Source organism: Citrobacter sp. CK194 (assembly GCF_030333395.1).
Taxonomy (GTDB): Bacteria; Pseudomonadota; Gammaproteobacteria; order Enterobacterales; family Enterobacteriaceae; genus Citrobacter_B; species Citrobacter_B koseri.
In genome coordinates this window covers 412,206-437,842 of the sequence record NZ_JAOWGA010000013.1, presented here as the reverse complement: position 1 = coordinate 437,842, position 25,637 = coordinate 412,206, and the positions used below count along the sequence as shown (strand labels likewise).

The 25,637-nt window shown below is 55.7% G+C and carries 22 protein-coding genes; 9 read left to right on the top strand and 13 right to left on the bottom strand.

Translation table 11 applies throughout. The features are described 5' to 3' along the window. Positions 1 to 74: 74 nt before the first annotated feature. Positions 75 to 638: an alkyl hydroperoxide reductase subunit C gene (gene ahpC, locus OGX80_RS04805; protein ID WP_012133381.1), complete on the bottom strand. Its 564-nt coding sequence runs from the start codon at positions 636 to 638 to the stop codon at positions 75 to 77. Positions 639 to 1,012: 374 nt separating this feature from the next. On the opposite strand from ahpC, the gene dsbG reads away from it, so the two are divergent. The 4 genes from dsbG to OGX80_RS04785 all read left to right on the top strand — a co-directional run bounded on the left by dsbG (position 1,013) and on the right by OGX80_RS04785 (position 4,883). Further along, positions 1,013 to 1,759: a thiol:disulfide interchange protein DsbG gene (dsbG, locus tag OGX80_RS04800; protein ID WP_012133383.1), complete on the top strand. Its 747-nt coding sequence runs from the start codon at positions 1,013 to 1,015 to the stop codon at positions 1,757 to 1,759. A 214-nt stretch (positions 1,760 to 1,973) separates the two neighbouring features. Next, positions 1,974 to 2,876 carry a DNA-binding transcriptional repressor CitR gene (citR, locus tag OGX80_RS04795; RefSeq protein WP_024130554.1) on the top strand — a complete coding sequence of 301 codons (903 nt, stop codon included), beginning with the start codon at positions 1,974 to 1,976 and terminating at the stop codon, positions 2,874 to 2,876. A 181-nt stretch (positions 2,877 to 3,057) separates the two neighbouring features. Further along, entirely contained in the window at positions 3,058 to 4,293 is a 1,236-nt protein-coding gene (locus tag OGX80_RS04790) for a phosphoadenosine phosphosulfate reductase (RefSeq protein WP_012133385.1), read from the top strand. Continuing rightward, positions 4,266 to 4,883, top strand: a complete 618-nt coding sequence (locus OGX80_RS04785; protein WP_012133386.1) for an IbrB-like domain-containing protein — start codon at positions 4,266 to 4,268, stop codon at positions 4,881 to 4,883. The genes OGX80_RS04790 and OGX80_RS04785 overlap by 28 nt, the downstream gene beginning before the upstream one ends. On the opposite strand, the gene OGX80_RS04780 is transcribed toward OGX80_RS04785, so the two are convergent. Continuing rightward, positions 4,884 to 6,044 carry a pyridoxal phosphate-dependent aminotransferase gene (locus OGX80_RS04780; protein ID WP_024130556.1) on the bottom strand — a complete coding sequence of 387 codons (1,161 nt, stop codon included), beginning with the start codon at positions 6,042 to 6,044 and terminating at the stop codon, positions 4,884 to 4,886. It lies immediately after the preceding gene. 130 nt (positions 6,045 to 6,174) lie between these two features. Here OGX80_RS04780 and OGX80_RS04775 point away from each other — a divergent pair, with 130 nt between their 5' ends. Further along, positions 6,175 to 7,263: an oxidoreductase gene (locus tag OGX80_RS04775; protein ID WP_071259780.1), complete on the top strand. Its 1,089-nt coding sequence runs from the start codon at positions 6,175 to 6,177 to the stop codon at positions 7,261 to 7,263. 92 nt (positions 7,264 to 7,355) lie between these two features. On the opposite strand, the gene OGX80_RS04770 is transcribed toward OGX80_RS04775, so the two are convergent. The 7 genes from OGX80_RS04770 to entC form a co-directional block, all read right to left on the bottom strand. After that, positions 7,356 to 7,553, bottom strand: coding sequence for a YbdD/YjiX family protein (locus OGX80_RS04770; RefSeq protein ID WP_012133390.1), 198 nt, complete (start codon positions 7,551 to 7,553; stop codon positions 7,356 to 7,358). 60 nt (positions 7,554 to 7,613) lie between these two features. Then, the gene (gene cstA, locus OGX80_RS04765; RefSeq protein WP_115181859.1) at positions 7,614 to 9,719 is read right to left on the bottom strand and encodes a pyruvate/proton symporter CstA; all 2,106 of its coding nucleotides are present in this window, start codon (positions 9,717 to 9,719) and stop codon (positions 7,614 to 7,616) included. Between the two features lie 175 nt (positions 9,720 to 9,894). Beyond that, positions 9,895 to 10,308: a proofreading thioesterase EntH gene (gene entH / locus OGX80_RS04760; protein ID WP_012133392.1), complete on the bottom strand. Its 414-nt coding sequence runs from the start codon at positions 10,306 to 10,308 to the stop codon at positions 9,895 to 9,897. 2 nt (positions 10,309 to 10,310) lie between these two features. Continuing rightward, complete coding sequence (entA, locus tag OGX80_RS04755) at positions 10,311 to 11,066, bottom strand: 2,3-dihydro-2,3-dihydroxybenzoate dehydrogenase EntA (protein WP_012133393.1); 756 nt, start codon at positions 11,064 to 11,066, stop codon at positions 10,311 to 10,313. Then, a complete protein-coding gene (locus OGX80_RS04750) occupies positions 11,066 to 11,923 on the bottom strand; it encodes an isochorismatase (RefSeq protein WP_047458220.1) in 858 nt (285 codons plus the stop codon). Before OGX80_RS04750 ends, entA begins: the two co-directional genes overlap by 1 nt. 13 nt (positions 11,924 to 11,936) lie before the next feature. Continuing rightward, positions 11,937 to 13,547 carry a (2,3-dihydroxybenzoyl)adenylate synthase EntE gene (gene entE / locus OGX80_RS04745; protein ID WP_115181860.1) on the bottom strand — a complete coding sequence of 537 codons (1,611 nt, stop codon included), beginning with the start codon at positions 13,545 to 13,547 and terminating at the stop codon, positions 11,937 to 11,939. Positions 13,548 to 13,556: 9 nt separating this feature from the next. Beyond that, positions 13,557 to 14,732: an isochorismate synthase EntC gene (entC, locus tag OGX80_RS04740; RefSeq protein WP_060815865.1), complete on the bottom strand. Its 1,176-nt coding sequence runs from the start codon at positions 14,730 to 14,732 to the stop codon at positions 13,557 to 13,559. 187 nt (positions 14,733 to 14,919) lie between these two features. On the opposite strand from entC, the gene fepB reads away from it, so the two are divergent. Beyond that, positions 14,920 to 15,876, top strand: coding sequence for a Fe2+-enterobactin ABC transporter substrate-binding protein (fepB, locus tag OGX80_RS04735; protein WP_110494549.1), 957 nt, complete (start codon positions 14,920 to 14,922; stop codon positions 15,874 to 15,876). A gap of 43 nt (positions 15,877 to 15,919) precedes the next feature. On the opposite strand, the gene entS is transcribed toward fepB, so the two are convergent. Continuing rightward, positions 15,920 to 17,170 carry an enterobactin transporter EntS gene (entS, locus tag OGX80_RS04730; protein ID WP_104868940.1) on the bottom strand — a complete coding sequence of 417 codons (1,251 nt, stop codon included), beginning with the start codon at positions 17,168 to 17,170 and terminating at the stop codon, positions 15,920 to 15,922. Between the two features lie 111 nt (positions 17,171 to 17,281). Between entS and fepD the strand changes: the two genes are divergently transcribed. The 3 genes from fepD to fepC are packed head-to-tail and all read left to right on the top strand — an operon-like array spanning position 17,282 to position 20,072. Then, positions 17,282 to 18,289: a Fe(3+)-siderophore ABC transporter permease gene (gene fepD, locus OGX80_RS04725; protein WP_012133399.1), complete on the top strand. Its 1,008-nt coding sequence runs from the start codon at positions 17,282 to 17,284 to the stop codon at positions 18,287 to 18,289. Next, a complete protein-coding gene (fepG, locus tag OGX80_RS04720; protein ID WP_115181861.1) occupies positions 18,286 to 19,278 on the top strand; it encodes an iron-enterobactin ABC transporter permease in 993 nt (330 codons plus the stop codon). The genes fepD and fepG overlap by 4 nt, the downstream gene beginning before the upstream one ends. Then, positions 19,275 to 20,072: an iron-enterobactin ABC transporter ATP-binding protein gene (fepC, locus tag OGX80_RS04715; RefSeq protein ID WP_058668748.1), complete on the top strand. Its 798-nt coding sequence runs from the start codon at positions 19,275 to 19,277 to the stop codon at positions 20,070 to 20,072. The genes fepG and fepC overlap by 4 nt, the downstream gene beginning before the upstream one ends. Before the next feature lie 72 nt (positions 20,073 to 20,144). Here the strand turns inward: fepC and wzz(fepE) are convergent, their stop codons facing one another. The 3 genes from wzz(fepE) to OGX80_RS04700 all read right to left on the bottom strand — a co-directional run bounded on the left by wzz(fepE) (position 20,145) and on the right by OGX80_RS04700 (position 25,633). Next, a complete protein-coding gene (wzz(fepE), locus tag OGX80_RS04710) occupies positions 20,145 to 21,281 on the bottom strand; it encodes an LPS O-antigen length regulator Wzz(fepE) (protein ID WP_115181862.1) in 1,137 nt (378 codons plus the stop codon). A 252-nt stretch (positions 21,282 to 21,533) separates the two neighbouring features. After that, positions 21,534 to 25,418: an enterobactin non-ribosomal peptide synthetase EntF gene (gene entF, locus OGX80_RS04705; RefSeq protein WP_115181863.1), complete on the bottom strand. Its 3,885-nt coding sequence runs from the start codon at positions 25,416 to 25,418 to the stop codon at positions 21,534 to 21,536. After that, on the bottom strand, positions 25,415 to 25,633 hold the full coding sequence (locus OGX80_RS04700) for an MbtH family protein (protein WP_058668745.1): 219 nt from the start codon (positions 25,631 to 25,633) through the stop codon (positions 25,415 to 25,417). The genes entF and OGX80_RS04700 overlap by 4 nt, the downstream gene beginning before the upstream one ends. Positions 25,634 to 25,637: the final 4 nt, after the last annotated feature.

Genomic DNA, 25,637 nt, shown 5'->3' with positions numbered 1-25,637 from the left:
GAGCTTACATCAGTAAGTGACCGGGGTGAGAAAGCGCAGCCAACGCACCTGTAGCGCGAAAGGCGCAGCGAATTTTAGATTTTGCCGACCAGGTCCAGGGATGGAGCCAGAGTCGCTTCGCCTTCTTTCCATTTAGCCGGGCAAACTTCGCCTGGGTGAGCAGCAACATACTGAGCCGCTTTGATTTTACGCAGCAGGTCAGATGCGTCACGACCGATACCTTCAGCGGTAACTTCGATAGCCTGGATGATACCCTGCGGGTCAACAACGAAAGTCGCACGGTCAGCCAGACCTTCGTCTTCACGCATGTTGTCGAAGTTACGGGTCAGGGCGCCAGTCGGGTCACCGATCATCGCATATTTGATTTTTGCGATGGTTTCAGAGCTGCTGTGCCATGCTTTGTGAGTAAAGTGGGTGTCGGTAGAAACAGAGTAAACGTCTACGCCCAGTTTCTGCAATTCATCGTAATGATCTGCTACGTCGCCCAATTCGGTCGGGCATACGAAAGTGAAGTCAGCCGGGTAGAAGAAGAAGACACTCCAGCGGCCTTCGGTATCTTTCTCGGTTACTTCGATGAATTCACCGTTTTTGAACGCCTGGTTTTTGAAAGGTTTAATTTTGGTATTAATCAAGGACATCTATACTTCCTCCGTGTTTTCGTTGAGATGTAAAGTAACCAACTTTCCGTGATTGGGCTAATGCGTTTGCATTATCAAATCAATCAGCGATACCTAACAACTCACACAAGACAACGTTGTGAACGTTTAGCGACAAAAAGTAAAAAGGCCCCCTTTACAGGCGGCCCCATTACCTGAACTACCCGTAGGTAACTTCAGCGCCAGTGAAACTGGCTATGTGTTGCGCTCTACATTACCTTAACAAAGGCTGTAACAGCGAAAGGATTACATCACCCTACCAAAGAAAGGGCAATCTTCCGACGGCAGACCTTACCTATGACTGTGATAGGTTTTGCCATCAATGTTCCTTTTGCACTGATTTTTAAGGAAATATAATGATAAAACGAACATTGCTGCTGACGCTGTTCCCGCTCATCGCCTTTGCTGAAGAACTGCCTGCCCCGGTTAAAGCGATAGAAAAACAGGGAATTACGATCCTGAAGTCTTTTGACGCCCCCGGCGGAATGAAAGGCTATCTGGGCAAATACCAGGATATGGGCGTGACCATCTACCTCACGCCTGACGGGAAACACGCGATTTCCGGCTACATGTACGACGAAAAAGGCGCAAACCTCAGTAATGCGCTGATAGAAAAAGAGATCTACGCCCCGGTCGGCAGAGAAATGTGGCAGCGGATGGAAAAAGCGTCGTGGATTCTGGACGGCAAAAAAGAGGCGCCGGTGATTCTTTATGTCTTTGCGGACCCTTTCTGCCCTTACTGCAAACAGTTCTGGCAGCAGGCGCGCCCCTGGGTCGAATCCGGCAAAGTACAATTGCGGACGCTACTGGTGGGCGTGATCAAACCCGAAAGCCCGGCAACGGCTGCCGCTATCTTATCCACCCGCGATCCGGCAAAAACCTGGCATGACTATGAAGCGTCAGGCGGTAAACTCAATCTGGCGATCCCTTCACCGCTGCCAGAAGATAAGATGAAAATGCTGAATATTCATCAGAAACTCATGGACGATCTGGGGGCGAATGCAACGCCAGCCATTTACTATATGAATAAAGAAAATATGTTACAGCAGGTCGTCGGGTTACCGGAAAAAGCGCAGCTGGACATTATGATGGGTGAACATTAAACCTAAATTAAAGGGGGGGGGATTGTCATTGTTTTTCTGTCAATCTCCTTTTCCATTATAAATCGCTCGCAAAGATATTCTGAGCTATGCTATTTTAGTATTATTGAAAGAGAATTTAAGCTTAGCAAACATCACTATTGTAAAGCATTGGATGTGTTGCATAACTATAGCAAATATAGTTATGACAATAGTCACAAAACAGGAAGAAAAAAACATGGCTAATCTCTACGATCTCAAAAAATTCGATCTCAACTTGCTGATTATTTTTGAGTGTATCTACCAGAATTTAAGCATTAGTAAAGCGGCGGAAACGCTGTACATCACCCCGTCAGCCGTGAGTCAATCTCTGCAACGATTACGAACTCAATTCAACGATCCTTTATTTATTCGTTCAGGAAAAGGCATCACGCCAACCGTCACCGGTATAAATCTGCATCATCATCTTGAGGAAAACCTCAATAGTCTGGAACAAACAATTAATATTATGCATAGTTCCAGTCTTAAGAAAAAATTTATCATTTACAGCCCTCAGCTACTTACTGCAATGAACGTAATAAAGCTGATTAATTTTATTATGGAAGATTCTTCCGTTGAAATTGAGCATCATGATATCCTGATGTCTGCGGAATCAGCAGAAGACCTGCTGGCATACCGCAAGGCGGACATGGTGATCACCACCACGCCGCTGAACAACCATTCGGTTGTCTGTACGCCTTTTAAAACAATCAAAAGCGTACTGGTGTGTCGTGCCGATCACCCCAGAATCAGTGACGCCAGTACATTAGCGCAAGTACTCGAAGAACCGTTTACCTCATACCAGGGAGAGGAGCCAGGCGTTAAAGAATACCAGTCGCTGGTCAACTCCCTTCTTGCCAGCCGGAAAATTGGGTTTCGCAGTGACTCGATGGTTGCAATCATTAATACTATTGCTGAAACCAACATAATTGGCATCGTTCCTGAAGTCATATATGACTTCTTTCACTCCACCCTTAAACTGCAACGGGTTAATATTGATCAGGATTTACCTTCAGTTCAGTTATACCTGGTATATAATCGAACATCACTGAATAACAAAGGTTTTACGAGTATCATTAACAAAATGACGGAAAATAGCTGAAACGAAAGCATACGGGCCATCGCCGGCACAAGCATTCAAAATTAAAATAATTAATATAAAATTAATTTAAGTTTTGGATGCTTTTTTAAACCTTGCACATTCTGTTGATTATATCATATAATATATAATTATTTTTCTGTATTCTACACATAGCCATTTTCCGTTCAGGTATGAACTCATTATGTCTGTTTATAAAATCCCACTTGACCAAAATGTTTTGGAAGCTGCGGAAGAGCGCATTACATGGACACTCACCACCTTACCGCGTATTTGCGTGTCATTTTCCGGGGGGAAAGACTCAGGGTTGATGCTGCACCTTACCGCCGGAATCGCGCGTAAGTTAAAGAAGAAGATCTGCGTATTATTTATTGACTGGGAAGTGCAATTCTCCTGCACAATTGACTATGTTCAGTCATTACGCGAACAATATTCCGATGTCATTGAACATTTTTACTGGGTTGCCCTGCCGCTCACCACACAAAATTCGCTGTCGCAATACCAACCCGAATGGCAATGCTGGGATCCGAATGCCGAATGGGTGCGTCAACCGCCTGCCGACGCCATTACCGATCCGGCTTACTTTCCTTTTTATCAGCCAGGCATGACCTTTGAACAATTTGTTCGCGACTTTGCCGAGTGGTTTTCAGAAAAGCGTCCTGCGGCGATGCTGATCGGCATCCGCGCTGACGAGTCTTACAATCGGTTTGTCGCTATCGCCTCCCTGAGCAAACAGCGTTTTGCGGACGACAAACCCTGGACGACCGCCGCTCAGGGCGGGCACACCTGGTATATTTACCCGATGTATGACTGGAAAACGGCAGACATCTGGACATGGTTCGCAAAAACGAAGCAGCCTTGCAACCCGCTTTATAACCTGATGTACCAGGCCAACGTGCCGCTCCGGTATATGCGCATCTGCGAACCTTTCGGCCCGGAGCAACGTCAGGGATTGTGGCTCTATCATGTCATTGAACCCGAACGCTGGGCAGCAATGTGCGCCAGGGTAAGCGGCGTGCGCAGCGGAGGGATATATGCAGGCCAGGATAACCATTTTTACGGCCATCGAAAAATACTGAAACCCGAGCACCATAGCTGGCAAAGCTACGCCATGCTGCTGTTGGACAGCATGCCGGAACAGAGCGCCGAGCATTACCGCAACAAAATCGCGGTCTACCTGCAATGGTATAAAAAGAAAGGAATGGAGAACATTCCACAAACGCAGGAAGGCGATATCGGCTCCAAAGATATCCCCTCATGGCGACGTATCTGCAAGGTGCTATTGAACAATGATTACTGGTGTCGGGCGCTCTCATTCAGCCCGACAAAGCCTAAACACTACCAGCGCTACAATGAACGCATGAAAGCAAAGCGCAAAGAATGGGGGATTTTATGCAACAGCGACTCACCCAACAAATAACCGACTTTCTCTCCACGCTGAACGAAGAAGAGAGAATTGCGGCAATCAACGAATTCAGGATGGCGATCCACCGCGTCAGCCCCTTTCGTGATCAGCCGGTAGACTGCGTGCAATGGGTAAAAAACGAACAAATCGAACCTAATGATTACAACCCAAACAATGTGGCGCCCCCGGAGAAAAGGCTCCTGCTAAAGTCTATTGAGGTAGATGGCTTCACGCAGCCTATTGTCGTTGCAGAAACGGCGGCAGAAAAATATGAAATCGTGGATGGCTTTCACCGTCACGAACTCGGTAAAGGGAAATCCACATTACGCTCAAAGTTAAAAGGCTATCTTCCCGTCACCTGTCTGGAACGCAATCGCCATGAACGAATTGCGGCGACCATTCGTCACAACCGCGCCCGTGGTCGTCATCAGATTCACGCGATGTCGGAAATTGTGCGAGAACTCTCCCTGTTGGGCTGGGACGAGACGCGAATCGGAAAAGAGCTGGGCATGGATAAAGATGAAGTCCTGCGTCTGAAACAAATCAACGGCCTACAGGAACTCTTTGCCGACCGTCGATTCTCCAAAGCCTGGACCGTAAAGTAATTACAATTTACACAAGCGTTCTGCGGCCGCCAGCAGCGTGGATTCCTGCTTGGCAAAACATAAACGGATGAGTTTATGTGGGAAAGGATCGGCGCAAAATACCGACAGCGGAATCGCCGCAACGCCGATTTCCCGGGTCAGCCACTGGCAGAAATCCACGTCATTGAGGTCTGATACCGCACTGTAATCCACCAGCAGAAAATAGGTGCCTTCGCAGGGCAGGATTTCCAGACGACTGTCACGCAGGGCATTAACCAGAACGTCACGCTTCTTCCGGTAAAATGCGGGTAAATCGCGGTAATGTTCCGGTTCAGCACGCAGCATATCGGCCAGCGCCAGTTGCGCCGGTGTGTTGACGCAGAACGTCAGATACTGATGCACTTTACGCAATTCCGCGCTGATCGCCGCTGGCGCTACGCAGTACCCCACCTTCCAGCCGGTCATATGAAAGGTTTTACCGAATGACGAGACCGCGACAGCACGCTCACGTAACTGCGGATGCGCCAGTACGCTGGCATGGCCTTCTGGCGCAAAACAGATATGCTCATACACTTCATCGCTTAATACATAGATTTCGCGATCGCCAATCGCCTGCCACAGCGCTTCAAAGTCGGCTTTGCGCCAGACGGTCGCGCTCGGGTTATGCGGCGTATTGAGGATCACCAGCCGGGTACGTTCGCTCAGTAACGCAGCAAATGCCTGCCAGTCAACGCGGAACTGCGGCGGCTGAAGCGCCAGACGTTTCAGCACGCCGCCGGACAGTTCAACGGCTGGCGCGTAGCTGTCATAGCTGGGATCGAAGCAGATCACCTCATCTCCCGCACGAACCAACGCGGTGATAGCGGCATACAACGCTTCCGTTGCCCCCGCCGTTACCGTCACCTCGCTCCCGGCATCAGCCTTATAGCCGTATAACGCCGCCGTTTTTTCCGCAATGGCTTCGCGTAATGCAGGCACGCCGGTCATCGGCGCATATTGATTCGCCCCTTGTGCAACATGCCAGGCCAGACGTTCCTGTAGATAGCGCGGGCCATCGAAATCAGGAAATCCCTGAGACAGGTTAATCGCCTGATGCTCCTGCGCCAGGGCGCTCATTTGTGTAAAGATTGTGGTGCCTAAATTAGGCAGTTTGCTTTGCGGAATCAGTGGGTTATTACTCATAGTTATCATGCCCGAGGGTGATGTCGATGTTGAAACCACTATAACACGATGTTAGCATTTGGCAATCAAGACGCTTAGACGTCTAAATAAAAACAACTCCCGGACAGCGCAGCCACAAGGACAACACACCATGAGCAACACTGACATCCGCGTCGTTACCGGCCCGGCTAACTACTTTTCCCATACCGGCAGCCTCTCCAGACTGAAGGATTTTTTCAGCGCCGGGCAACTCTCCGCCGCAGTATGGGTGTATGGCGAACGTGCGATTGCCGCCGCCCGCCCTTACCTGCCGGATGCGTTTGATCTTCCGGGAGCCAGACACCTGCCGTTTACCGGCCATTGCAGCGAAAGCGATGTGAAACAACTGGCCGCGAAAGCAGGCGACGACCGCCGCGTAGTGATCGGTATCGGCGGCGGTACGCTGCTTGATACCGCCAAAGCCCTTGCCCGTCGGCTACAACTCCCCTTCGTGGCGATCCCGACTATCGCGGCCACCTGCGCGGCCTGGACACCGCTGTCGGTCTGGTACAACGATGCCGGTCAGGCGCTGCACTTTGAAATTTTTGACGACGCCAATTATCTGGTGCTGGTAGAACCGGAAATCATTCTCCGCGCGCCAGAGGCCTATCTGCTGGCCGGCATCGGCGACACGCTGGCAAAATGGTACGAAGCCGTTGTATTAGCGCCACAGCCAGAAACCTTACCGCTTACCGTGCGTCTGGGCATTAACGGCGCGCTGGCGATCCGTGATGTGCTACTGGAGAGCAGCGAACAGGCGCTGGCGGACAAAGAGCGTGGAGAACTCACCCAGGCATTTCGCGATGTGGTGGATGCGATTATTGCCGGGGGCGGCATGGTCGGCGGCCTTGGCGAGCGTTATACCCGTGTGGCGGCGGCACACGCCGTCCATAATGGGCTCACCGTATTGCCGCAAACCGAGAAGTTTCTGCACGGCACCAAAGTGGCCTATGGCATTCTGGTGCAAAGCGCATTGCTGGGTCAGGATGAGGTACTGGCGCAGCTTGTCGCCGCTTATCAGCGCTTTAGTCTGCCCACTACGCTGGCGGCGCTGGATGTCGATATCCAGAACCAGGCGGAGATTGATAACGTGATTGCCCACACCCTGCGCCCGGTTGAATCCATCCACTTTCTGCCGGTGACGTTAACGCCAGCCACATTACGCGCCGCGTTTGAAAAGGTAGAGTCGTTTACGGTTTAGCGGCGGCTTGCCGGATGGCGGCTGCGCCTTATCCGGCCTGTAAAATACCCCGTAGGCCCGGTAAGCATAGCGCCACCGGGCAACACAAAACATCAGCAGCAACGTGCGCCGCCTTTCCCGCCATAACGCGCATCCTGCCGCTCACGAAAAAATTCTTCGTAAGTCATTGGCGTCTGATCCGGGTGCGTCACGCGCATATGCTCAACGTAGTTGTCATAGTCCGGCACGCCAATCATCAGTTTTGCCGCCTGACCCAGATATTTCCCGGCCTTAGAAAGCGTATCAAACATCGTTACCACCTGTGACGCAAATGCCCTCTCCCGTTAAGAAGAGGGCCGCTTATTTAAAAATCAGTGCGCGCCTTTCGCCTGCGCCACAATCTTTTCAACGTTTTCCGGCATGGCTTCATACGGCGTTTCTTTCGCCGTCGGTTTGTCCTCTTTCAGCGCTGCCAGCGCAGTTTTGATTGAGAACAGAGCCAGAACCACCACCACAACCATAAAGAAGATGGTCAGACCGGCATCCAGACGGTTGTTGAACACCAGCTGCGCCAGCTGAGACTGCGTGTACTGCGCAGGAATATCGCCACTGTCGATCATCGCCTGGAATTTATTGGCGATCGCCAGGAAACCAATTTTGGTATCCGGGCTAAACGCTTTCTGCCAGCCTGCGGTCAGCGTACAGATCAGCAGCCAGGCGGTAGGCACCAGCGCCACCCATGCGTAACGCTGACGTTTCATCTTGAACAGTACAACCGCGCAGAGCATCAACGCCATACCCGCCAGCATCTGGTTCGCGATACCAAACAGCGGCCACAGGGTGTTGATCCCTCCTAACGGGTCCACCACGCCCTGGTGCAGGAAGTATCCCCACGCCAGCACGCACAGCGCCGTCGCTAACAGGTTCGCAGGCAGTGAATCCGTACGTTTCAGACCTGGAGAGACCACGCCCAGCAGATCCTGCAACATAAAGCGTGCCGCACGCGTACCGGCATCAACCGCCGTCAGAATGAACAGGGCTTCAAACAGAATCGCGAAGTGATACCAGAACGCCACATCCATCATACCGCCCAGCGCGCCGTGCAGGATGTAGGCCATCCCCACCGCCAGCGTTGGCGCGCCACCGGCACGAGAAATAATGGATTGTTCGCCCACTTCGTTGGCAATCTGATGCAGCGTATCAGGCGTAATCGCAAAGCCCCAGCTACTGACCACCTGCGCAGCAGAAGCAACCACATCAGCGGTTCCGGCTGGCGCCAGTACGGCCATTGGGCTGTTCATGGCGAAGTAAACGCCCGGATCGATGATACATGCGGAAACCAGCGCCATAATCGCCACGAAGGATTCCATCAACATCCCGCCGTAGCCGATAAAGCAGGCCTGCCCTTCGTTCGCCAGCATCTTCGGCGTGGTGCCGGAAGAGATCAGCGCATGGAAGCCAGACACCGCGCCACAGGCAATGGTGATGAACAAGAACGGGAACAGGTTACCGGTCCACACCGGGCCAGTGCCATCCACAAATTTGGTCAGCGCAGGCATCGTCAGCGTCGGACGCATAATCAGAATGCCGACGGCCAGACCGACAATCGTACCAATCTTCAGGAAGGTTGAGAGGTAATCACGCGGCGCCAGCAGCAGCCATACCGGCAGAACCGCCGCCACAAAGCCGTAGCCCACCAGCATCCAGGTCAACTGTACGCCGGTAAAGTCAAAATACGGCGCCCAGGTTGGGCTTTCCGCCACCCAGCCACCGGAGATGATGGCAAAGACAAGGAACACCAGACCAATAACAGACACCTCGCCAATACGTCCCGGACGCAGGTAACGCAGGTAGACGCCCATAAAAATGGCCAACGGAATGGTGAACGCAACGGTGTACGTCCCCCACGGGCTGTGGGTCAGGGCTTTCACGACGATCATCGCCAGTACCGCAAGGATAATCACCATGATCATGAAACAGGCTACCAGCGCGATCACACCAGCCGTTGGGCCCATCTCTTCTTTAACCAGTTCACCCAGCGAGCGACCGTCACGACGGGTAGAAACAAACAGCACCATAAAGTCCTGCACCGCGCCTGCCAGCACAACCCCGGCAAGCAGCCAGATCATACCGGGCAGATACCCCATCTGCGCCGCCAGCACCGGCCCAACCAACGGCCCTGCCCCGGCAATCGCCGCAAAATGGTGACCGAACAGCACTTTCTTATCGGTAGGTACGTAGTCCAGACCATCGTTATGACGCACCGCAGGCGTCATGCGCGTCGGGTCAACCGCCAGCACATTTTTGGCGATATACAGACCATAAAAACGGTAGGCAATGAGGTAGACACAAACTGACGCCACGACGATCCATAGCGCGTTGATCTGTTCCCCACGGTTTAACGCAATATATCCCAGGGCAAATGCTCCCATAACGGAGAGCAATGTCCAGACGAGGTATTTCCCTGATTTGTTCATAGTTGTTGTCCGTTTGCGTGTTGTGTTCCAGAGAGATGTTACATTTTGTTTCTATAACACCTCTGCTGGTTTTAACAACCTGACAACGCTATAAAACTGATTATTTACATTGCATTGTTAACTGGATCACTTCATTGGCCGGTCAACGCTGCAACATCATTGCATTTTGTTGGGCCTAGCCCATCACCGCCGTCCCCAGGCGGCAGGTACAGCAACGTCGTCCCTGTTCGTCAAAAATCACAATTTCCCAGCTCTGGCTTTGCCGGCCCAGATGCAGCGGCTGGCAAACGCCGCGCACCTTCCCCTGCGACACGGCGCGATGATGCGTGGCATTCAGCTCGGTTCCCACCACGCACTGGCCGTCACGGGTCATCAGATACCCGGCCATTGACCCCAGGGTCTCCGCCAGCGCCGCCGAAGCGCCGCCGTGTAACAGGCCGAAAGGCTGATGCGTTCGCGCGTCGACGGGCATTTCCGCCTCCAGCACGTCATCGCCCAGACGGGTATAGACGATCGCCAGGTGCGCCACCATCGTGTTCAGACTGGTGGCGTTCAGCTCATCAAGCGTTAAATGGCGTTTCCAGATCATCGTTACGCTCCCAGGGTTGAACCGCCGTCAACCACAATGTCCTGTAGCGTAATGTGGCTGGCCAGATCGGACGCGAGGAATAAAATGGTATTCGCGATTTCCTGCGGACGCGCGATTTTTCCCAGCGGAATGCCAAGCTTAAACTGCTCGCCAAAGCCACGAATACGCTGTTGTTCCGCATCATCGCTCACCCACAGCGTGCGCTGCATATCGGTATCGGTAGATCCCGGAGAGACGACGTTACAGCGAACGCCGCTGCCCGCCAGCTCCAGCCCAACGGTCAGCGCCAGGCTTTTCAGCGCCGCTTTGGACGCGCCATAGGCACTCATGCCAATGCGCGGCGTGTGCGCCGCATCAGACGCGACGGTAACAATCGCCCCGCCCTGCTGCTGACGAAATTGCGCCATCGTCTGCTGGAAGAGGTTAAACGCGCCGCCGACGTTGACGGCGAACGTCTGCTGCCAGTCCTCGGCGCTCAGCGCATCGGTCGCCCCCATCCGTAAAATCCCGGCGGCATTCACCAGCACATCCAGCCGTTCGGTTTGCGCCAGCACGCGCTGGCAAACCTGCGCGACCTGCGCGGCGTCTGCGACATCCAGCACTTCGGTCGCAAAGGGATACGCATCCTGCGTGAACTCGCGATCGAATCCCGTCACCTGCGCGCCAGCCGCAACAAACGCCAGCGCCGTGGTATAACCAATCCCTTTTCCCGCGCCGGTCACCCAGACGGTTTTGCCGTTAAAATCCAATCCGGCCATCACTTCACCTCACGGGAAAGCAGCGTCCACCAGGCATCGATCGTCGGGTTTTTCGCCAGCATCACGAAGTCGATATCGCCATGCACTTTACGCCAGCGAGCCGCCAGCGCCATCATACGTACAGAGTCCAGCCCGTAATCAATCAGGTTTTCATCATCCAGCGGCTCGTCGGATTCATCCAGCAGCGGCAGGATCAGCGCCCGCAACTCTGCTTTGCTCGCCGGAACCGGCGTCGGCAGCAGTTCCTGCGTCATCACCACGCGACCGGAGCGACCGGCAACATAGTTAAGCGACATCACATGTTCTTCACGGCTGAAATCGGCCAGCGCATCCGCCACCATAAACGGCTTGATATCGCGCATGAAAGCGTCGGTCGCCGTGGTCATACAGCCAATGTGCGCATACACACCCGTGATAATCAGCTGATTACGCCCGGTTTCTTTTAACATCTGCTCCAGCGGCGAACGGTGAAACGCGCTGTAACGCCATTTCACCAGCACGGTGTCCGCCTCGTCCGGCGCCAGCGCATCGACAATCTTTTGCTGCTCGGGAGAACGCGTCAGGCCCGGCCCCCACATATCGTTCAACAGGGCGCGATCTTCATCGCTCTGATCTTTCGGCTGAGCGGTGTAATAGACCGGAATGTTGTGCTCTTTGCAGTACTGACGCAGGGCGGCGATATTCGCGATCACCTGTTCCATCATCGGGCAGTTGTCGCCCCAGAAGCTGACAAAATAATCCTGCATATCGTGGATCAACAGCGCAGCGCGTTCAGGTTCAAAGGCCCAGTTCACTTTATTGGGCGGAATATCGAGCGCGCCAGGCAGCGCGTACGCCTGCAATTTCGGAATTGCCATCTCTCTTTCTCCTTCAGGTCAGTGAACGTGACACCAGCCACTGACGTAATTGTTTTTTATCGACTTTACCGACCGGGGTCAGAGGCAACGCCTCGACGCACTCCACGCGATCCGGCAATTTGAATTCGGCGACCCCCTGCTCACGCAGGAAGCGGCGTACCTGTACCGCGCGAAGCGGCTCTTTCACCACCAGCCAGGCGCAGCTTTTTTCCCCCATCAGCTCATCTTCCATGCTGACCAGCGCGGCATGGATTACGGCCGGGTGGCGCAGTAACAGGTTTTCAATCTCTTCCGCGGCGATCTTCTCCCCGCCGCGATTGATCTGATCTTTTTCACGTCCCTGCACGGTGATATAGCCATCTGGATCAATGGAGATCAGATCGCCGGAGCAGTAAAAGCCGTTGGCATCAAACGCGCTGGCGTTATGCTCCGGGCTTTTAAAATAGCCGCGAAACGTGTACGGCCCGCGCGTCATCAGGCGTCCCGTTTCCCCCTGCGGCAGCGGATTACCGTCAGCGTCAGCCACCCAGACCTCATCGTCCGGGCACATCGGGCAACCCTGAGTATTGATGATGCGCTCCAGGCTGTCGTCCAGACGGGTGTAATTCACCAGTCCTTCCGCCATGCCGAATACCTGCTGCAACTGACAGCCGATTTCCGCCGGAATACGCGCGGCAAGCGTCGCTGAAAGCCGCGCGCCGCCTACCTGCAACAGTTTCAACGAGGCCAGTTGCGCGTTGCTGCCCCACTCCTGAATCGCCTGCAACCACAGGCTCACCGCAGGCGGCACCAGAGCCGTTGAATTAATCTGATGCTTTTCAATTAACGGGAAACAGAGCGTAGCGCTCGGGTCAGCCGCCAGCACCACCGTTCCCTGGGCCAGAAAGACGCCCAGCGATCCCGGCGAACTCATGGCGTAGTTATGCGCAGCCGGAATCGCGCATAAGAAACGCGTGGCTTCGGTAAAGTGGCAAATTTCATTGCTGCGGCGCACGCTGTAGTAATAATCATTATGGGTGCGCGGGATCAGCTTCGGCGTTCCGGTTGTACCGCCGGAAAGCTGGAAATAAGCCACCTCATCGGCAGGTGATGGCGTGGCGGTAAAATCAACCGCAGGCTGGTCAATCGCCGTTTGCAGGTTGTGTTCACCCGCATCGTTGAGCAACAGCACCACACGCACGGAATTGTGTTCGGCAATAAACGTATTGAGGAAATCGTCCCCGGTGAACAGCGCGTGCTGGCGGTCAGCAATCACCAGCGCCGGTTCAATTTGCTTCGCGTAAGCGTTAAGTTCCGTCCGTTGATGGCTGAACAGCGCCAGAACCGGTGCGACGCCAAGCTTCAGCAGGGCGAAGAAAGTGATATACAGCTCCGCCACGTTGCCCAGTTGCACCAGCGCGGTTTCGCCGGGTTTGATCCCCTGACGGCGCAGGCTACAGGCCAGATTATCCGCCGCCTGGTTCAGTTCGCGATAGCTCAGGTGTCGATCGCCATCAATCACCGCCGTTTTATCGCTGTCTGCGTGGCGGGTTAAAATATCGGTCAGCGGCAGATCCTGCCAGTACCCTTTTTCACGATAGCGGCGGGCAAACTCCTCCGGCCAACGGGTGAAAGGAATGGTCATCATCGCTCCTTAATGCAGTCCAAAAACGTTCAACATAGTAGAAAGCTTCACGCCGGTCTCGCGCCACTCCGCTACCGGAGAGGAAGCAGGCACAATCCCGGCGCCCGCGAACAGGCGAACCTGGTTTTGTCGCAGCTTCGCGCAACGGATCGTCACGACCCACTCGCCGTTTCCTTCGGCGTCACACCAGCCGACGATGCCGCCGAACAGTTCACGATCGAACGGCTCCAGTTCGGCAATTAATTTTTTCGCCACCTGATGCGGGAAACCACTCAACGCAGGCGTCGGATGCAGCAGACACGCCAGCGTCAGGGCATTTTCTTCCGCATTCGCCTTACCTTCGAACGGCGTACCGAGATGCCATAACGTCGGGGTGGTGATCAATTGTGGAGATGCGGGCAGTTGTAATTCACTGCTGCGGTCGCGCAGCACCGTCTTCATGGCCTGAGTAACCAGTTCATGTTCGTGTCTGTCTTTTTCAGAAGCCAGCAGTCGGTTGCCCGCTTCACGATCCAGCACATCATCAGGCTGGCGACGCGCCGACCCGGCCAACGGCAGCGAACTAAAGCGCTCGCCCTCTTTACGCAGCAGCAATTCCGGGCTGGCGCCAAGCAGCACGCCGCCATCCTCCAGAGGCACATGGAAGTTGTAACTCACCGGGTTCTGCGCCACCAGCCGCTCCAGCAGCGCGCCGCTGTCAATGGTGGCATCGGTCGTAATATCAATCAGGCGTGACAGAACCACTTTGTCAACTTCAGGCGTCGCCGTCAGCGCTGCCGCGCGCGCCACCATCGCTTCAAACGTTTCCTGTTCAGGGATACTTTTACGATCAACAACATTCAGTGCCTGATGCCCGGTAAAGTAACGCGAGGATTGTTGCTTTGCCGGTCGGGAGAAGGTCTGCCAGGACTCAGGAATGAACAGCGAGGATGGCTGGCGGGTATCGAAGGGGATAGCGCCGACCATAACAGGATTTGCGATACCCTGCGCTCTGGCGTCGGCAAAGGCTTGCTGTAATTTTTGTTGGAAGGGGCTGTCTAACGAATCCCCGTCAACCGCTGGTTCAGCGAAACGGGCGAAGCATCCTGACGTCGTAAAGCTGCGATACGGCGACATAAAGAAAAAGCGATCGGGGGTGAGCGTTGCCATTTTCTGCTGAACTTCCTCGGCCAGTGACGTATCCATATCATCCTCCAAAAATGATAAAGGCTTTAATAATGATTATCATTTATATTTTCGGGCGCTAACCTAAAAGTAAACAGACAGCATGTCAACTCTTGGGGTAGCACAATGTGCGACTTAGACTTGCATCCCTTCCCGCTAACAATGAAAATGAGAAGCATTAACTCCATTAATAACAGGACGCTGATTCGTGAGACTTCCCCTGCTTTGCAGAACATCCCTGATACTGGTTGGGCTTTTCATTTCAGGAATTTCTTTAGGTCATGCCGCTGACTGGCCGCGCCAGATCACCGACAGCCGCGGCACGCATACGCTGGACCATAAACCTGAACGTATCGTCTCTACCAGCGTGACCCTGACGGGCTCGCTGCTGGCGATTGATGCTCCCGTTGTCGCCAGCGGAGCGACCACCCCTAACAACCGCTTTGCCGACGATCGGGGATTTCTGCGTCAATGGAGCGACGTTGCGAAAGCGCGCAAGCTGGCGCGCCTGTACATCGGCGAACCAAGCGCTGAAGCCGTTGCCGCACAAATGCCGGACCTTATTCTGATTAGCGCAACCGGCGGCGACTCTGCGCTGGCGCTGTACGATCAGCTTTCTACTATTGCCCCTACGCTTATCATCAATTACGACGATAAAAGCTGGCAGTCTCTGCTGACGCAACTGGGCGAGATCACCGGCCAGGAAAAACAGGCCGCTGCGCGCATCGCGGAATTTGATAAACAACTGGCGACCGTTAAACAACAGCTCACATTACCGCCGCAACCGGTCAGCGCGCTGGTCTACACCGCTGCCGCACACAGCGCCAACCTGTGGACGCAGGATTCAGCCCAGGGCAAGCTGATGGAACAGTTAGGCTTTACGCTGGCGCCCCTCCCTGCCGGACTGCAAACCAGTAAAAGCCAGGGCAAACGTCATGACATCATCCAGCTTGGCGGGGAAAACCTGGCGGCAGGTCTGAACGGCGAAGCGCTGTTCCTGTTTGCCGGTGATAGCAAAGATGCCGACGCTATTTACGCCAACCCACTGCTTGCTCACCTGCCTGCCGTGCAAAACAAGCGCGTTTATGCGCTGGGCACCGAAACGTTCCGTCTGGACTACTACAGCGCAACGTTACTGCTTAACCGTCTCGCCGCGCTGTTTTAATTTATTTGCCGGATAGCGGCCAATGCCCTGTCCGGCCTGCATTTTAAAGCGGTGCGCCATCTGGCACCGGCGGCGGCTGGCGAAAACGGCGCAACTCGCCCAGCAGCAGCATTAACAACAACCCAACAATCACCAGCCCAAACCCGCTCACGCTCGCTGACGCAACCGGCGTCATCATGGCGCCCAGCCCGCCCAACAGCGCTGCGCCGATGGCGTCACCGGTCACGTTTTGCGCCGTCCACAGGCCGTTGATTCGCCCGAGCATGGCTTCCGGCGTTTGCGTCTGCAATAGGGTGTATTGCAGTAACGAGCTAATCGCGCTGAGCCAGCCAAACAGCGCCAGACAGATCACCCCGAGCAGCCAGACAGGCATCAGCCCAAACAACCCAATCGCCAGGAACGACCCTACGGTGGAAACCAGCATCAACAATCCAGGGCGAACGCTGTGCGCCAGTTGCCCGCTGGTTAACGCGCCAACAGCCGCCCCCAATGGGATAGCGGCATAAAGTAAACCAATTTGCGCGGCGGACATGTGCCAGTTAATCGCCAGCGCCGGATAAAGCACGCGCACCGCGCTTGCCATCGTCAAAAGTCCGCCAAGCAACGCAATGCCGCCAATGAGCGGACTGGAGAGCAAGAAACGGAACGCCGCCAACAGCGATTTCAACGGATGCTCACGTGGTTGCGGCGGCGGCGGGAGCGCCGGAAGGCTCAGCAACGGCAGCAGCGTGATAAATGTTCCTGCCGCCGCCAGACCGTAGTTCCAGGCCACGCCGCCGGTAGCCAGCAATACGCCGCCCAGCATCGGTGAAATCACCGATCCCAGACGCACCGTCAGCATCGTAATCGCCCCGGCCTGCATAAGGTTTTCTCGCCCTACCAGCGCAGGCGTCGCCGCCAGTAGCGCCGTAACCCCCAGCGAGGCAAAAAAGCCATCCCACAGACCGAGCAGATAGATTGCCAGCAGCGAAGGTTCCGGCAACAGCGCGTTCAGACACAGGCCAATAAAGCCAATACCGCAGGTGCCGCGCGCCAGCAGGATCACCTTTTTACGTTCATAACGATCCGCCAGCACGCCGCCGACCATCAGGCCAACAAACATCGCGCTGCCGGTCAGCGTCACCGACAGACCAACCTGCCACGTCGAGTGGGTCATCATCTGGATCTGTACCGGCACCGCTACGCCCAGCAGACCCAGCGAGACAATAGAGATAAAACGGGCGAGGAAGACAGCGCGAAATGCAGGGTGCGTCTTCAACAGGCTGAGATTCAGCAGCCAGGATTGTCGATTCATTACAACGCCTTAATGCGAACTTTTTTTAAATATCCATTCAATGGCTGCACATGCTAACATAACCGAATAAGATCGATAACGATAATTACTATCATTATCAGGGAAGTTGATATGTCATGCTCTGTTTCCGTGGCACGCGCCATCGCCGTGCCCGGCTTGTTGTTATTACTTATTCTCGCCACGGCATTAAGTCTGGCTATCGGCGCAAAATCACTGCCTGCGTCCGTCGTACTTGAAGCAATTACCGGCACCTGCCAAAGCGCTGACTGCACCATCGTGCTGGACGCGCGATTGCCGCGCACGCTGGCTGGCCTGTTGGCTGGCGGCGCACTGGGGCTCGCCGGGGCGTTAATGCAAACGCTCACCCGCAACCCGCTTGCCGACCCGGGCATTCTCGGCGTCAATTCCGGCGCCAGTTTCGCGATCGTACTCGGCGCGGCGCTGTTTGGTTTTTCCTCTCCACAGGAACAGTTGCTGATGGCGTTTGCCGGGGCGCTGGTCGCCTCGCTGATTGTCGCCTTTACCGGCAGCCAAGGCGCCGGGCAGTTAAGCCCGGTTCGCCTCACGCTGGCGGGTGTCGCGCTCGGCGCAGTGCTGGAGGGGCTTTCCAACGGTATCGCGTTGCTGAACCCGGATGTGTACGATCAGCTCCGTTTCTGGCAGGCCGGCTCGCTGGACATTCGCAGTCTGCAAACGCTCAAGGTTATTGTCGTACCGGTGCTGATTGCCGGTGCTACCGCGCTGTTTCTCAGCCGCGCGCTGAACAGCCTGAGTCTTGGTAGCGATACTGCCACCGCGCTGGGCAGCAAAGTGGCGCGTACCCAGCTCATCGGCCTGCTGGTGATTACCGTGTTATGCGGCAGCGCGACGGCGGTTGTTGGCCCTATCGCGTTTATCGGTCTGATGATGCCGCACATGGCCCGCTGGCTGGTGGGGGCGGATCACCGCTGGTCGCTGCCGGTCACGTTGCTGGCGACCCCGACCCTGCTGCTGTTTGCCGATATTATCGGGCGACTCATCGTTCCCGGTGAATTGCGCGTTTCGGTTGTCAGCGCCTTTCTCGGCGCGCCAGTGCTTATTTTCCTCGTGCGGCGCAAGCAGCGCGGAGGTGCCGTATGATGCACCTTTCCCGCCGCCTGATCATAAGCTGTCTGTTGCTGGTGCTCGGCTGTATCGCTGTCGGCTTGTGGAGTCTGCGCAGCGGCGCCGTTACGCTGGAAGTCTCGCAAATCATCAATGCGCTGCTGGGAGACGCCCCGCGCAGCATTACCCTTGTGGTGACCGAATGGCGTCTGCCTCGCGTGCTGATGGCGCTGCTGATTGGCGCCGCGTTGGGCGTCAGCGGGGCGATTTTTCAGTCGTTGATGCGCAACCCGCTGGGTAGCCCGGACGTAATGGGTTTTAACACCGGGGCCTGGAGCGGCGTGCTGGTGGCAATGGTGCTGTTTGGCCAGAACCTGACGGCGATCGCGATGGCGGCGATGGCTGGCGGGATTCTCACCTCGCTGATCGTCTGGCTGCTTGCCTGGCGCAACGGCATTGAGACCTTCCGGCTGATTATTATCGGCATCGGCGTGCGCGCCATGCTGGTGGCGTTCAACACCTGGCTGCTGTTACAGGCGTCGTTAGAAACGGCCCTCTCCGCCGGATTGTGGAACGCCGGGTCGCTCAACGGACTGACCTGGGCCAAAACGTGGCCCTCGGCACCGCTGATCGTTCTGATGCTGGCGTGTGCCGCATTGCTGGTACGCCGTCTGCGCTTGCTGGAAATGGGTGATGACAGCGCCTGCGCGCTTGGCGTCAGCGTTGAACGTTCCCGGTTAATGATGATGCTGGTCGCCGTGATGCTGACCGCCGCCGCGACGGCGCTCGCAGGCCCGATCTCTTTCATTGCGCTGGTTGCGCCGCACATCGCGCGGCGCCTTAGCGGCACGGCACGCTGGGGGTTAACCCAGTCCGCATTGTGCGGCGCGCTGCTGCTGCTGGCCGCCGACCTGTGCGCCCAACAACTGTTTATGCCTTACCAGCTTCCGGTAGGCGTCGTCACCGTAAGCCTCGGCGGTATTTACCTTATCGTCTTGTTAATTCAGGAGTCCCGCAAAAAATGACCGAATCAGTAGCCCGTTTGCGTGGCGACCAGTTAACGCTGGGTTATGGCAAGTATACCGTCGCGGAGAATCTGAATGTTTCTATCCCGGATGGTCACTTCACTGCCATTATTGGGCCGAATGGCTGCGGCAAATCAACGTTATTGCGTACGCTAAGCCGTCTGATGTCGCCCATACATGGCCACGTCTGGCTCGACGGCGAGCATATTCAGCACTACGCCAGTAAAGAGGTGGCGCGACGAATCGGCCTGCTGGCGCAAAACGCCACCACGCCGGGCGATATCACCGTACAGGAGCTGGTTGCCCGGGGCCGCTATCCGCATCAGCCTTTGTTTACCCGCTGGCGCAAAGAAGACGAAGACGCCGTCGCCGGTGCGATGCGCGCCACGGGGATTACCCACCTGGCGACGCAAAGCGTGGACACGCTTTCCGGCGGGCAGCGGCAGCGAGCATGGATAGCCATGGTGCTGGCGCAGGAAACGTCCATCATGTTGCTGGATGAACCGACGACCTGGCTGGATATCAGCCACCAGATCGATCTGCTGGAGCTGTTGAGCGAGCTGAATCGCGAGAAAGGTTACACCCTCGCTGCGGTTCTGCACGACCTTAACCAGGCCTGCCGGTACGCCACGCATTTAATCGCGTTACGTGAAGGCAAGATCGTCGCAGAGGGAGCGCCAAAGGAGATTGTGACAGCGGATCTTATTGAGAAAATTTATGGATTACGTTGCACGATCATCGACGATCCGATCGCCGGAACGCCGCTGGTTGTGCCGCTGGGTCGCCCGAAGTAATCTCAATGGCGGAGGGGTAACAATACAGGCCCGGTCAGCGACAGCGCCACCGGGCGATTTGCCGGATGGCGCTTAGACTAACCGTTCTTCCAGTTGAATCGCATCATCCAGTTTACGGGACAGCATGGCATGACGCAGCAGAACACCGCCGCACGCGATCATACCGCCCAACAACGCAGCCAGAATCACGATCAACGCTTTGCCCGGGCCGTCTTTTTTCACTGGCAGCGAAGGCGATAGCTGATATTTAAACGGCATAAATTTCACATCATTGATATTCATCGCGGTCAGTTGCTCTACGTAATACTGGCGATTGCGTATTTCAGCGTTAATTTCCGCAACGTCCGTGACGGACTTTTCAATTTGCAATTTTTGCGCAATACCGTCGGCGCCCAGAGAAATAGAGAAATCCGGGTCGTCTTTTACCGCCTGACCATTACTGTAGACCGGCTTCTTAATCCCGGCGGCGTTGGCAATCTCCAGGGAATAATTGAGTCGCTGAATGTTCGCATCAAGCTGGTTGCGCAATCTCACCCGGTCCATCGCCAGTTTTTCTTTCTCGAAATGCGTTCTGGTATCCAGCTGGTTACGAATATTCTCCAGCGTCTCTTTCACGACGATGTCCGACACATACTGGATATAGCCGGTCAGCACCTTCTGCGCCTCTTCTTTCGTTGGCGCAGTAAAACTCAATGTCCACGAGGTAAATAACGACGTCTCGTTTTTCTTACCGGCGTTGGTATCCACCGCGTTCATCTTTTCACTGAGCGCAACAATCGCCCGATGCAGTTCCATTTCATCAATATCCGCCCCTTTCAATTGATCCATCACATACGGGGAGGCGCGAAGATATTCATCCAGCAGCGATGTTGAGCTGAACTTCTTAATGAAAAGCGTAAAGACGGCGTCTCGCTGCAAATTAATGTCGAGGTTCAGCACACGCAATGTGGTCAGCGTTTTTTCCAGCGCCTGCCACTGTACGGCCTCTGCCGGGGTGACAATCGCCCGACTGGTCCATTTCTGCGGCAGAATAAAGGACAGCAGAATACCTGCCAGCGCAAACGCAAAAACAGTCGCAATAATGCGATTTTTCGCCCGCCATAAAACATCAACAAGGCTTAACAAATCAATTTCATTACTGTTTGACGGCGCTAACGGATAGCCAGTAAATTCCGAATCTTTTTCCTGCTTAACATTGAGTGATGACATGTTGTGTAACCTGACATTGAGTCCAATGAATAAAAACATCCTTTCTAATATTCTAACAGCATCTCAGAATTATCCGAAACGATCTTTGCCTGTTCCCACAGGTAGCATGCAACTTTCGGAATTTCACTAACCGTCTGATTATGTTTCACTTATGTTAAATCAATGCTGAAGACAAATAAAAAGCCCATAATAATTGGTAGCTATTATGGGCATCAGTAGAATTAAATTTTTAAAGGCGTCAGAACGCTTCGCTTACTGGTCGAGCAATGCGCGAATAATCGGCCCGATATTCTCAAACGCGGCAGGTGAAATAATATCGACGTGGGCGCAATCCTGGCGATAGATATCCAGTTCTGCCATCCACGGTGCCCAGCTGCGTTCAGGACTGATTCCTTCCGGCAGGGTGCGCTCCGCAACAAACAGCGTTGCGCGTCCATCGAACGGTACGCTATGCGCGGTTGTCAGAAGCCGCACGGCATCGGCGTAGTTTCCTTCGATGGTGCTGAATAACTCCCCGGAGGCATTTCCCTGTTGCGCAGCAAGGAACGCTTCACGTTCACGCGCGATCTCCGCTAACACTTCAGGGTCCAGACCATTGGCCTCTTTTTCCTGCCAGTTTTGCGTTTCCGGCGGCCAGGTATCCAGCAGCCCGAGGAAGGCAACCGTTTCGCCACGCGCACGCAAGCGCGCCGCAATGCCCTGGGCCAGCGTTCCGCCCAGCGAATACCCCAGCAGGTAGTAAGGCCCGTGCGGCTGCTGCGCCAGCAGCGTTTCCAGATGACGCTCGCACACCTCATCCAGATTCGTGGCCGTTTGCATTGGTCCATCAGGCCTTGGCGACTGAATCCCCGTAATCGACCAGTGTGGGCTGAGATAACGTGCCAGCACGCTAAACTGCCAGGCAAAACCGGACGCCGGATGGAAGCAGAATAACGTTGGTCCACTGCTTTCACGCAGCGGCAGGAGCGTTTCAAAGCCCAGACGCTGAGATTGCTCGTCATCGGCGGAATCCAGCAACGCGCTAAGCTGACCAACGGTTGACGCCACCATCACCTGCCCCGGCGTCACCTGACGCCCGGACGCGCGACTCAACTGCGCGGCGAGTTTCATCGCCAGTAACGAATGCCCGCCCAGCGCAAAGAAGTCGGCCTCCACATCATTGACCTCGCAACCCAGCAGGTCGGCAAAGGCGTCAGCCACCGTTTTTTCCGTCCCTGGTAATGGCGCGCGCCCCGGCGTACGTTGCGTCAGTTGCGGCATCGGCAGCGCTTTACGATCCAGTTTCCCGTTTGCGCTGAGCGGCAGTTCCGCAAGCTGTAGCAGAACCACAGGCACCATATGCGGCGGTAATGTCTCGCGTAACCGTTCCTGAAGCGCCGGAATATCCAGCGGTAAGCCGGATTGTGACACCAGATAGCCTACCAGTTGGCGGGCATCGCCTCCTGTCGCGGCCGCCTGGTTAAACACGCAGGCGTGAGCCACGGCGTGCTCGACATCCGGCAGCGTTTGCATAACCCGATCAATCTCGCCCAGTTCAATGCGTTGACCACGAATTTTTAGCTGATCGTCGCTGCGGCCAAGGTACTCTACCGCGCCATTTTCCAGCCAGCGCGCCACGTCTCCGGTGCGATACATGCGTTCGCCCGGCATAAACGGATCGGCAATAAAGCGACTCGCCGTCAGATCCGGGCGCCCCAGATACCCCTGCGCCAACTGGATGCCGGTCAGGTATAAATCACCCGCGGTGCCCGGCGGCACCGGGCGCATCATCGCATCAAGAATGCGCAGGCCGGTATTCCAGACCGGATAGCCAATCGGCACGCTGTTTCCGGTGACATCCGCCAGTTCTTTGCCGCAGGCGGGATACCAGCTGACATCCACCGCCGCTTCCGTCGGCCCGTACAGATTGTGCAGCGGCGCGCCGGTCAACTGTTCCCACTCGCGGCACAGCCCGGTGGGCAACGCCTCGCCGCTACAAAATACGCGCTGTAGCGTAGCGCAGCTTTCATGAGCGGATTCAGGGGTGAGCGAGGCGACGAACGCCGCCAGCATTGACGGGACAAAATGGGTGGTGGTCACACCATACTTCGCAAAGAAATGCTGCATGGCAATCGGATCGCGGTGCGCGTCCGGCTCCGCCATCACCAGCTTCGCCCCGGCAATAAACGGCCAGAAGAACTCCCACACCGAAACATCGAAACTGCACGGCGTTTTTTGTGCGACCACATCCTCTGTCGTTAACGGATAGTGATCCTGCATCCACAGCAGGCGATTCACGATCGCGGTTTGCCCGACCATTACCCCTTTCGGTCTGCCGGTCGAACCGGATGTAAAGATGATGTATGCCGTGTGGTGCGGCAACGACAACGCCAGCGATTCAGCGCCGCTCGTCGGCAGCAGCGCGTTGTAGCACAGGCTTTCTACGCCGGGGATATCGTTAAATCGCGGCAGCTGTTCTGCGGTTGTGATCAGTAATTTCGGCTGCGCGTCTTCGAGCATCATTCGCAGACGATCGTCTGGATACCCCGTATCTAACGGCAGCCAGGCGGCTCCGGCCTCCACAATGCCGTGCAGCGCCAGCGTCAGGAAAACCGAGCGCGGCAACGCCACCGCGACGCTGTCGCCCGGTTTAACGCCACGTTCACGCAGCAGGTGCGCCAGAGCGATCACCTGCTCGCGCATCTCCTGATAACTGAGCTGATAGCGCGCATCAGCCAGCGCGGGCGCGTCCGGCGTTTTGCGTGTCTGTTCGTCAACCAGCGTGCTGAGCGTCGTGAGCGGTATGCTTACCGCCGTATCATTAATCTGCGCCAGTTGCGCATATTCGGCAGGCAGAAGCATTTCGGCATCGCCGCAGCGCAGCGCCGGATTGTCCGCAAACTGGCGTATCAGCGCCGTCAGCCGTGACGCATGGCGGGATAACGTCGCCTCATCATAGCGCTGTTTGTTGGCTAAGATTTCAATGCTCAGGCCGCCCTCTTCATCCGGGAACAGCGCCAGTTCAAGATCGTTAACCGGGCCGGTCGCCAGCGTATGGGTTTGCGCCTGTACACCGGGAATATCCAGTTGATAATCAAAGACCTTCACGTTCAGCACCGGGCCAAACAGCGGCTCTTCACCCGCCGCGCAGCCGCTGTCGCGAACGATCTGTTCGGCGTCATAACGCTGATGGCGACGCATTTTTTTCATCTGCCCGGCAAGACGCGTCGCCAGTTCCGGCAGCGTTTCCGCCGCATTAATGCTTACCCCTAACGGCAGGACGTTCAGTACCGGGCCGGTCGCCGTTAACGCCGCCGAGCCCATACGCCGCATGAATATAAATCCGGCGGCATAGTCCATCCGGCCGCACAGGCGGCCCAGCCATAGCGCCACCAGCGCCAGCGCTAAATCCGCACGCTGAATATCAGACATACGTGCCGCCAGCTGCCGGAAAACACCGTCGGGCACATCCAGTTTCATACGCAAAATATCGGCGCTGGCCGCCCGCCCGGGAAGCGGCGCAGCCGACAGCGAAGCGGGAGGCGGCAACTGGCGACGCTGCTCCGCCCAGAAGGCGCCATCGCGCTGATAAGCCTCGCTCTCACGGTAACGCTGATACTCCTCCACCACGTCAGCAAATGGCGTAAACGGCGAGTCGGGCGTCGGGGCGTTACACTGCCAGGCGCGGTAAATCGCCGCGATCTGACGGGTTATCGCCGGGAAACTGAAGCCATCCACCAGTAGATGGTGATAACGCTGATACCAGTACCAACGGGTATCATCGACCTGAATCAACTGGTGGAACGCCAGCGGTTTGCCGCCATCAACGCGTAGATTTTGTCGCAGATCGGCCTGCATCCGCGCCAGCGCCGCCGCATGCGGATCGGGCTCGTCACGCAGATCGATAAGCTCGGGTTGCGCAAACGTTAATGTCGGGTCCACCCACTGCCAGACCTCGCCGTTATCTTCGGTAAATCGCATGCGGAGGGTATCCGCTTGCGCCATACCGGTTACAACCGCCTGCGCCAGCAGAGGGGCATTCAGCGTGCCGTGTAATTCCACATAGTGCGCCACGCTCCAGGCGGAAGGCAGCGTAGAGAGTTTTTCCGCCATCCAGATCCCTGGCTGGGCGGCCACTAACGGTAAACGCGTGGTCATTGAGCCTCCTGCGCAGCGGCGTAATGGGCGGGAGTTAGCGTGGTCCAGTGCGCATCCAGCCACTGCTGGCAAAGCGCCTGCGATTGCGGTTCGCACACCACCTGCCAGCCCGCAGGGAGAGAACACTGCTGTGGCCAGAGGCTAAATTGACGCTGCGGGTTTTGCAGAATGTAAAATTGTCCCTGCGGGTTATCGAAGGGATTACTGAATTCCATACTC

Excerpts from the sequence above, each read along its gene's own strand:
- OGX80_RS04770 (WP_012133390.1), bottom strand. The coding sequence starts at position 7,553 with ATGTTTGATACGCTTTCTAAGGCCGGGAAATATCTGGGTCAGGCGGCA.
- OGX80_RS04780 (WP_024130556.1), bottom strand. The coding sequence starts at position 6,044 with ATGAGTAATAACCCACTGATTCCGCAAAGCAAACTGCCTAATTTAGGC.
- OGX80_RS04700 (WP_058668745.1), bottom strand. The coding sequence starts at position 25,633 with ATGGAATTCAGTAATCCCTTCGATAACCCGCAGGGACAATTTTACATT.
- ahpC (WP_012133381.1), bottom strand. The coding sequence starts at position 638 with ATGTCCTTGATTAATACCAAAATTAAACCTTTCAAAAACCAGGCGTTC.
- fepG (WP_115181861.1), top strand. The coding sequence starts at position 18,286 with ATGATGCACCTTTCCCGCCGCCTGATCATAAGCTGTCTGTTGCTGGTG.
- fepC (WP_058668748.1), top strand. The coding sequence starts at position 19,275 with ATGACCGAATCAGTAGCCCGTTTGCGTGGCGACCAGTTAACGCTGGGT.
- entH (WP_012133392.1), bottom strand. The coding sequence starts at position 10,308 with ATGATCTGGAAACGCCATTTAACGCTTGATGAGCTGAACGCCACCAGT.
- entA (WP_012133393.1), bottom strand. The coding sequence starts at position 11,066 with ATGGCCGGATTGGATTTTAACGGCAAAACCGTCTGGGTGACCGGCGCG.
- dsbG (WP_012133383.1), top strand. The coding sequence starts at position 1,013 with ATGATAAAACGAACATTGCTGCTGACGCTGTTCCCGCTCATCGCCTTT.
- OGX80_RS04790 (WP_012133385.1), top strand. The coding sequence starts at position 3,058 with ATGTCTGTTTATAAAATCCCACTTGACCAAAATGTTTTGGAAGCTGCG.
- entS (WP_104868940.1), bottom strand. The coding sequence starts at position 17,170 with ATGAATCGACAATCCTGGCTGCTGAATCTCAGCCTGTTGAAGACGCAC.
- citR (WP_024130554.1), top strand. The coding sequence starts at position 1,974 with ATGGCTAATCTCTACGATCTCAAAAAATTCGATCTCAACTTGCTGATT.
- entF (WP_115181863.1), bottom strand. The coding sequence starts at position 25,418 with ATGACCACGCGTTTACCGTTAGTGGCCGCCCAGCCAGGGATCTGGATG.
- OGX80_RS04750 (WP_047458220.1), bottom strand. The coding sequence starts at position 11,923 with ATGGCAATTCCGAAATTGCAGGCGTACGCGCTGCCTGGCGCGCTCGAT.
- entE (WP_115181860.1), bottom strand. The coding sequence starts at position 13,547 with ATGACCATTCCTTTCACCCGTTGGCCGGAGGAGTTTGCCCGCCGCTAT.
- entC (WP_060815865.1), bottom strand. The coding sequence starts at position 14,732 with ATGGATACGTCACTGGCCGAGGAAGTTCAGCAGAAAATGGCAACGCTC.
- cstA (WP_115181859.1), bottom strand. The coding sequence starts at position 9,719 with ATGAACAAATCAGGGAAATACCTCGTCTGGACATTGCTCTCCGTTATG.
- fepD (WP_012133399.1), top strand. The coding sequence starts at position 17,282 with ATGTCATGCTCTGTTTCCGTGGCACGCGCCATCGCCGTGCCCGGCTTG.
- OGX80_RS04785 (WP_012133386.1), top strand. The coding sequence starts at position 4,266 with ATGCAACAGCGACTCACCCAACAAATAACCGACTTTCTCTCCACGCTG.
- OGX80_RS04775 (WP_071259780.1), top strand. The coding sequence starts at position 6,175 with ATGAGCAACACTGACATCCGCGTCGTTACCGGCCCGGCTAACTACTTT.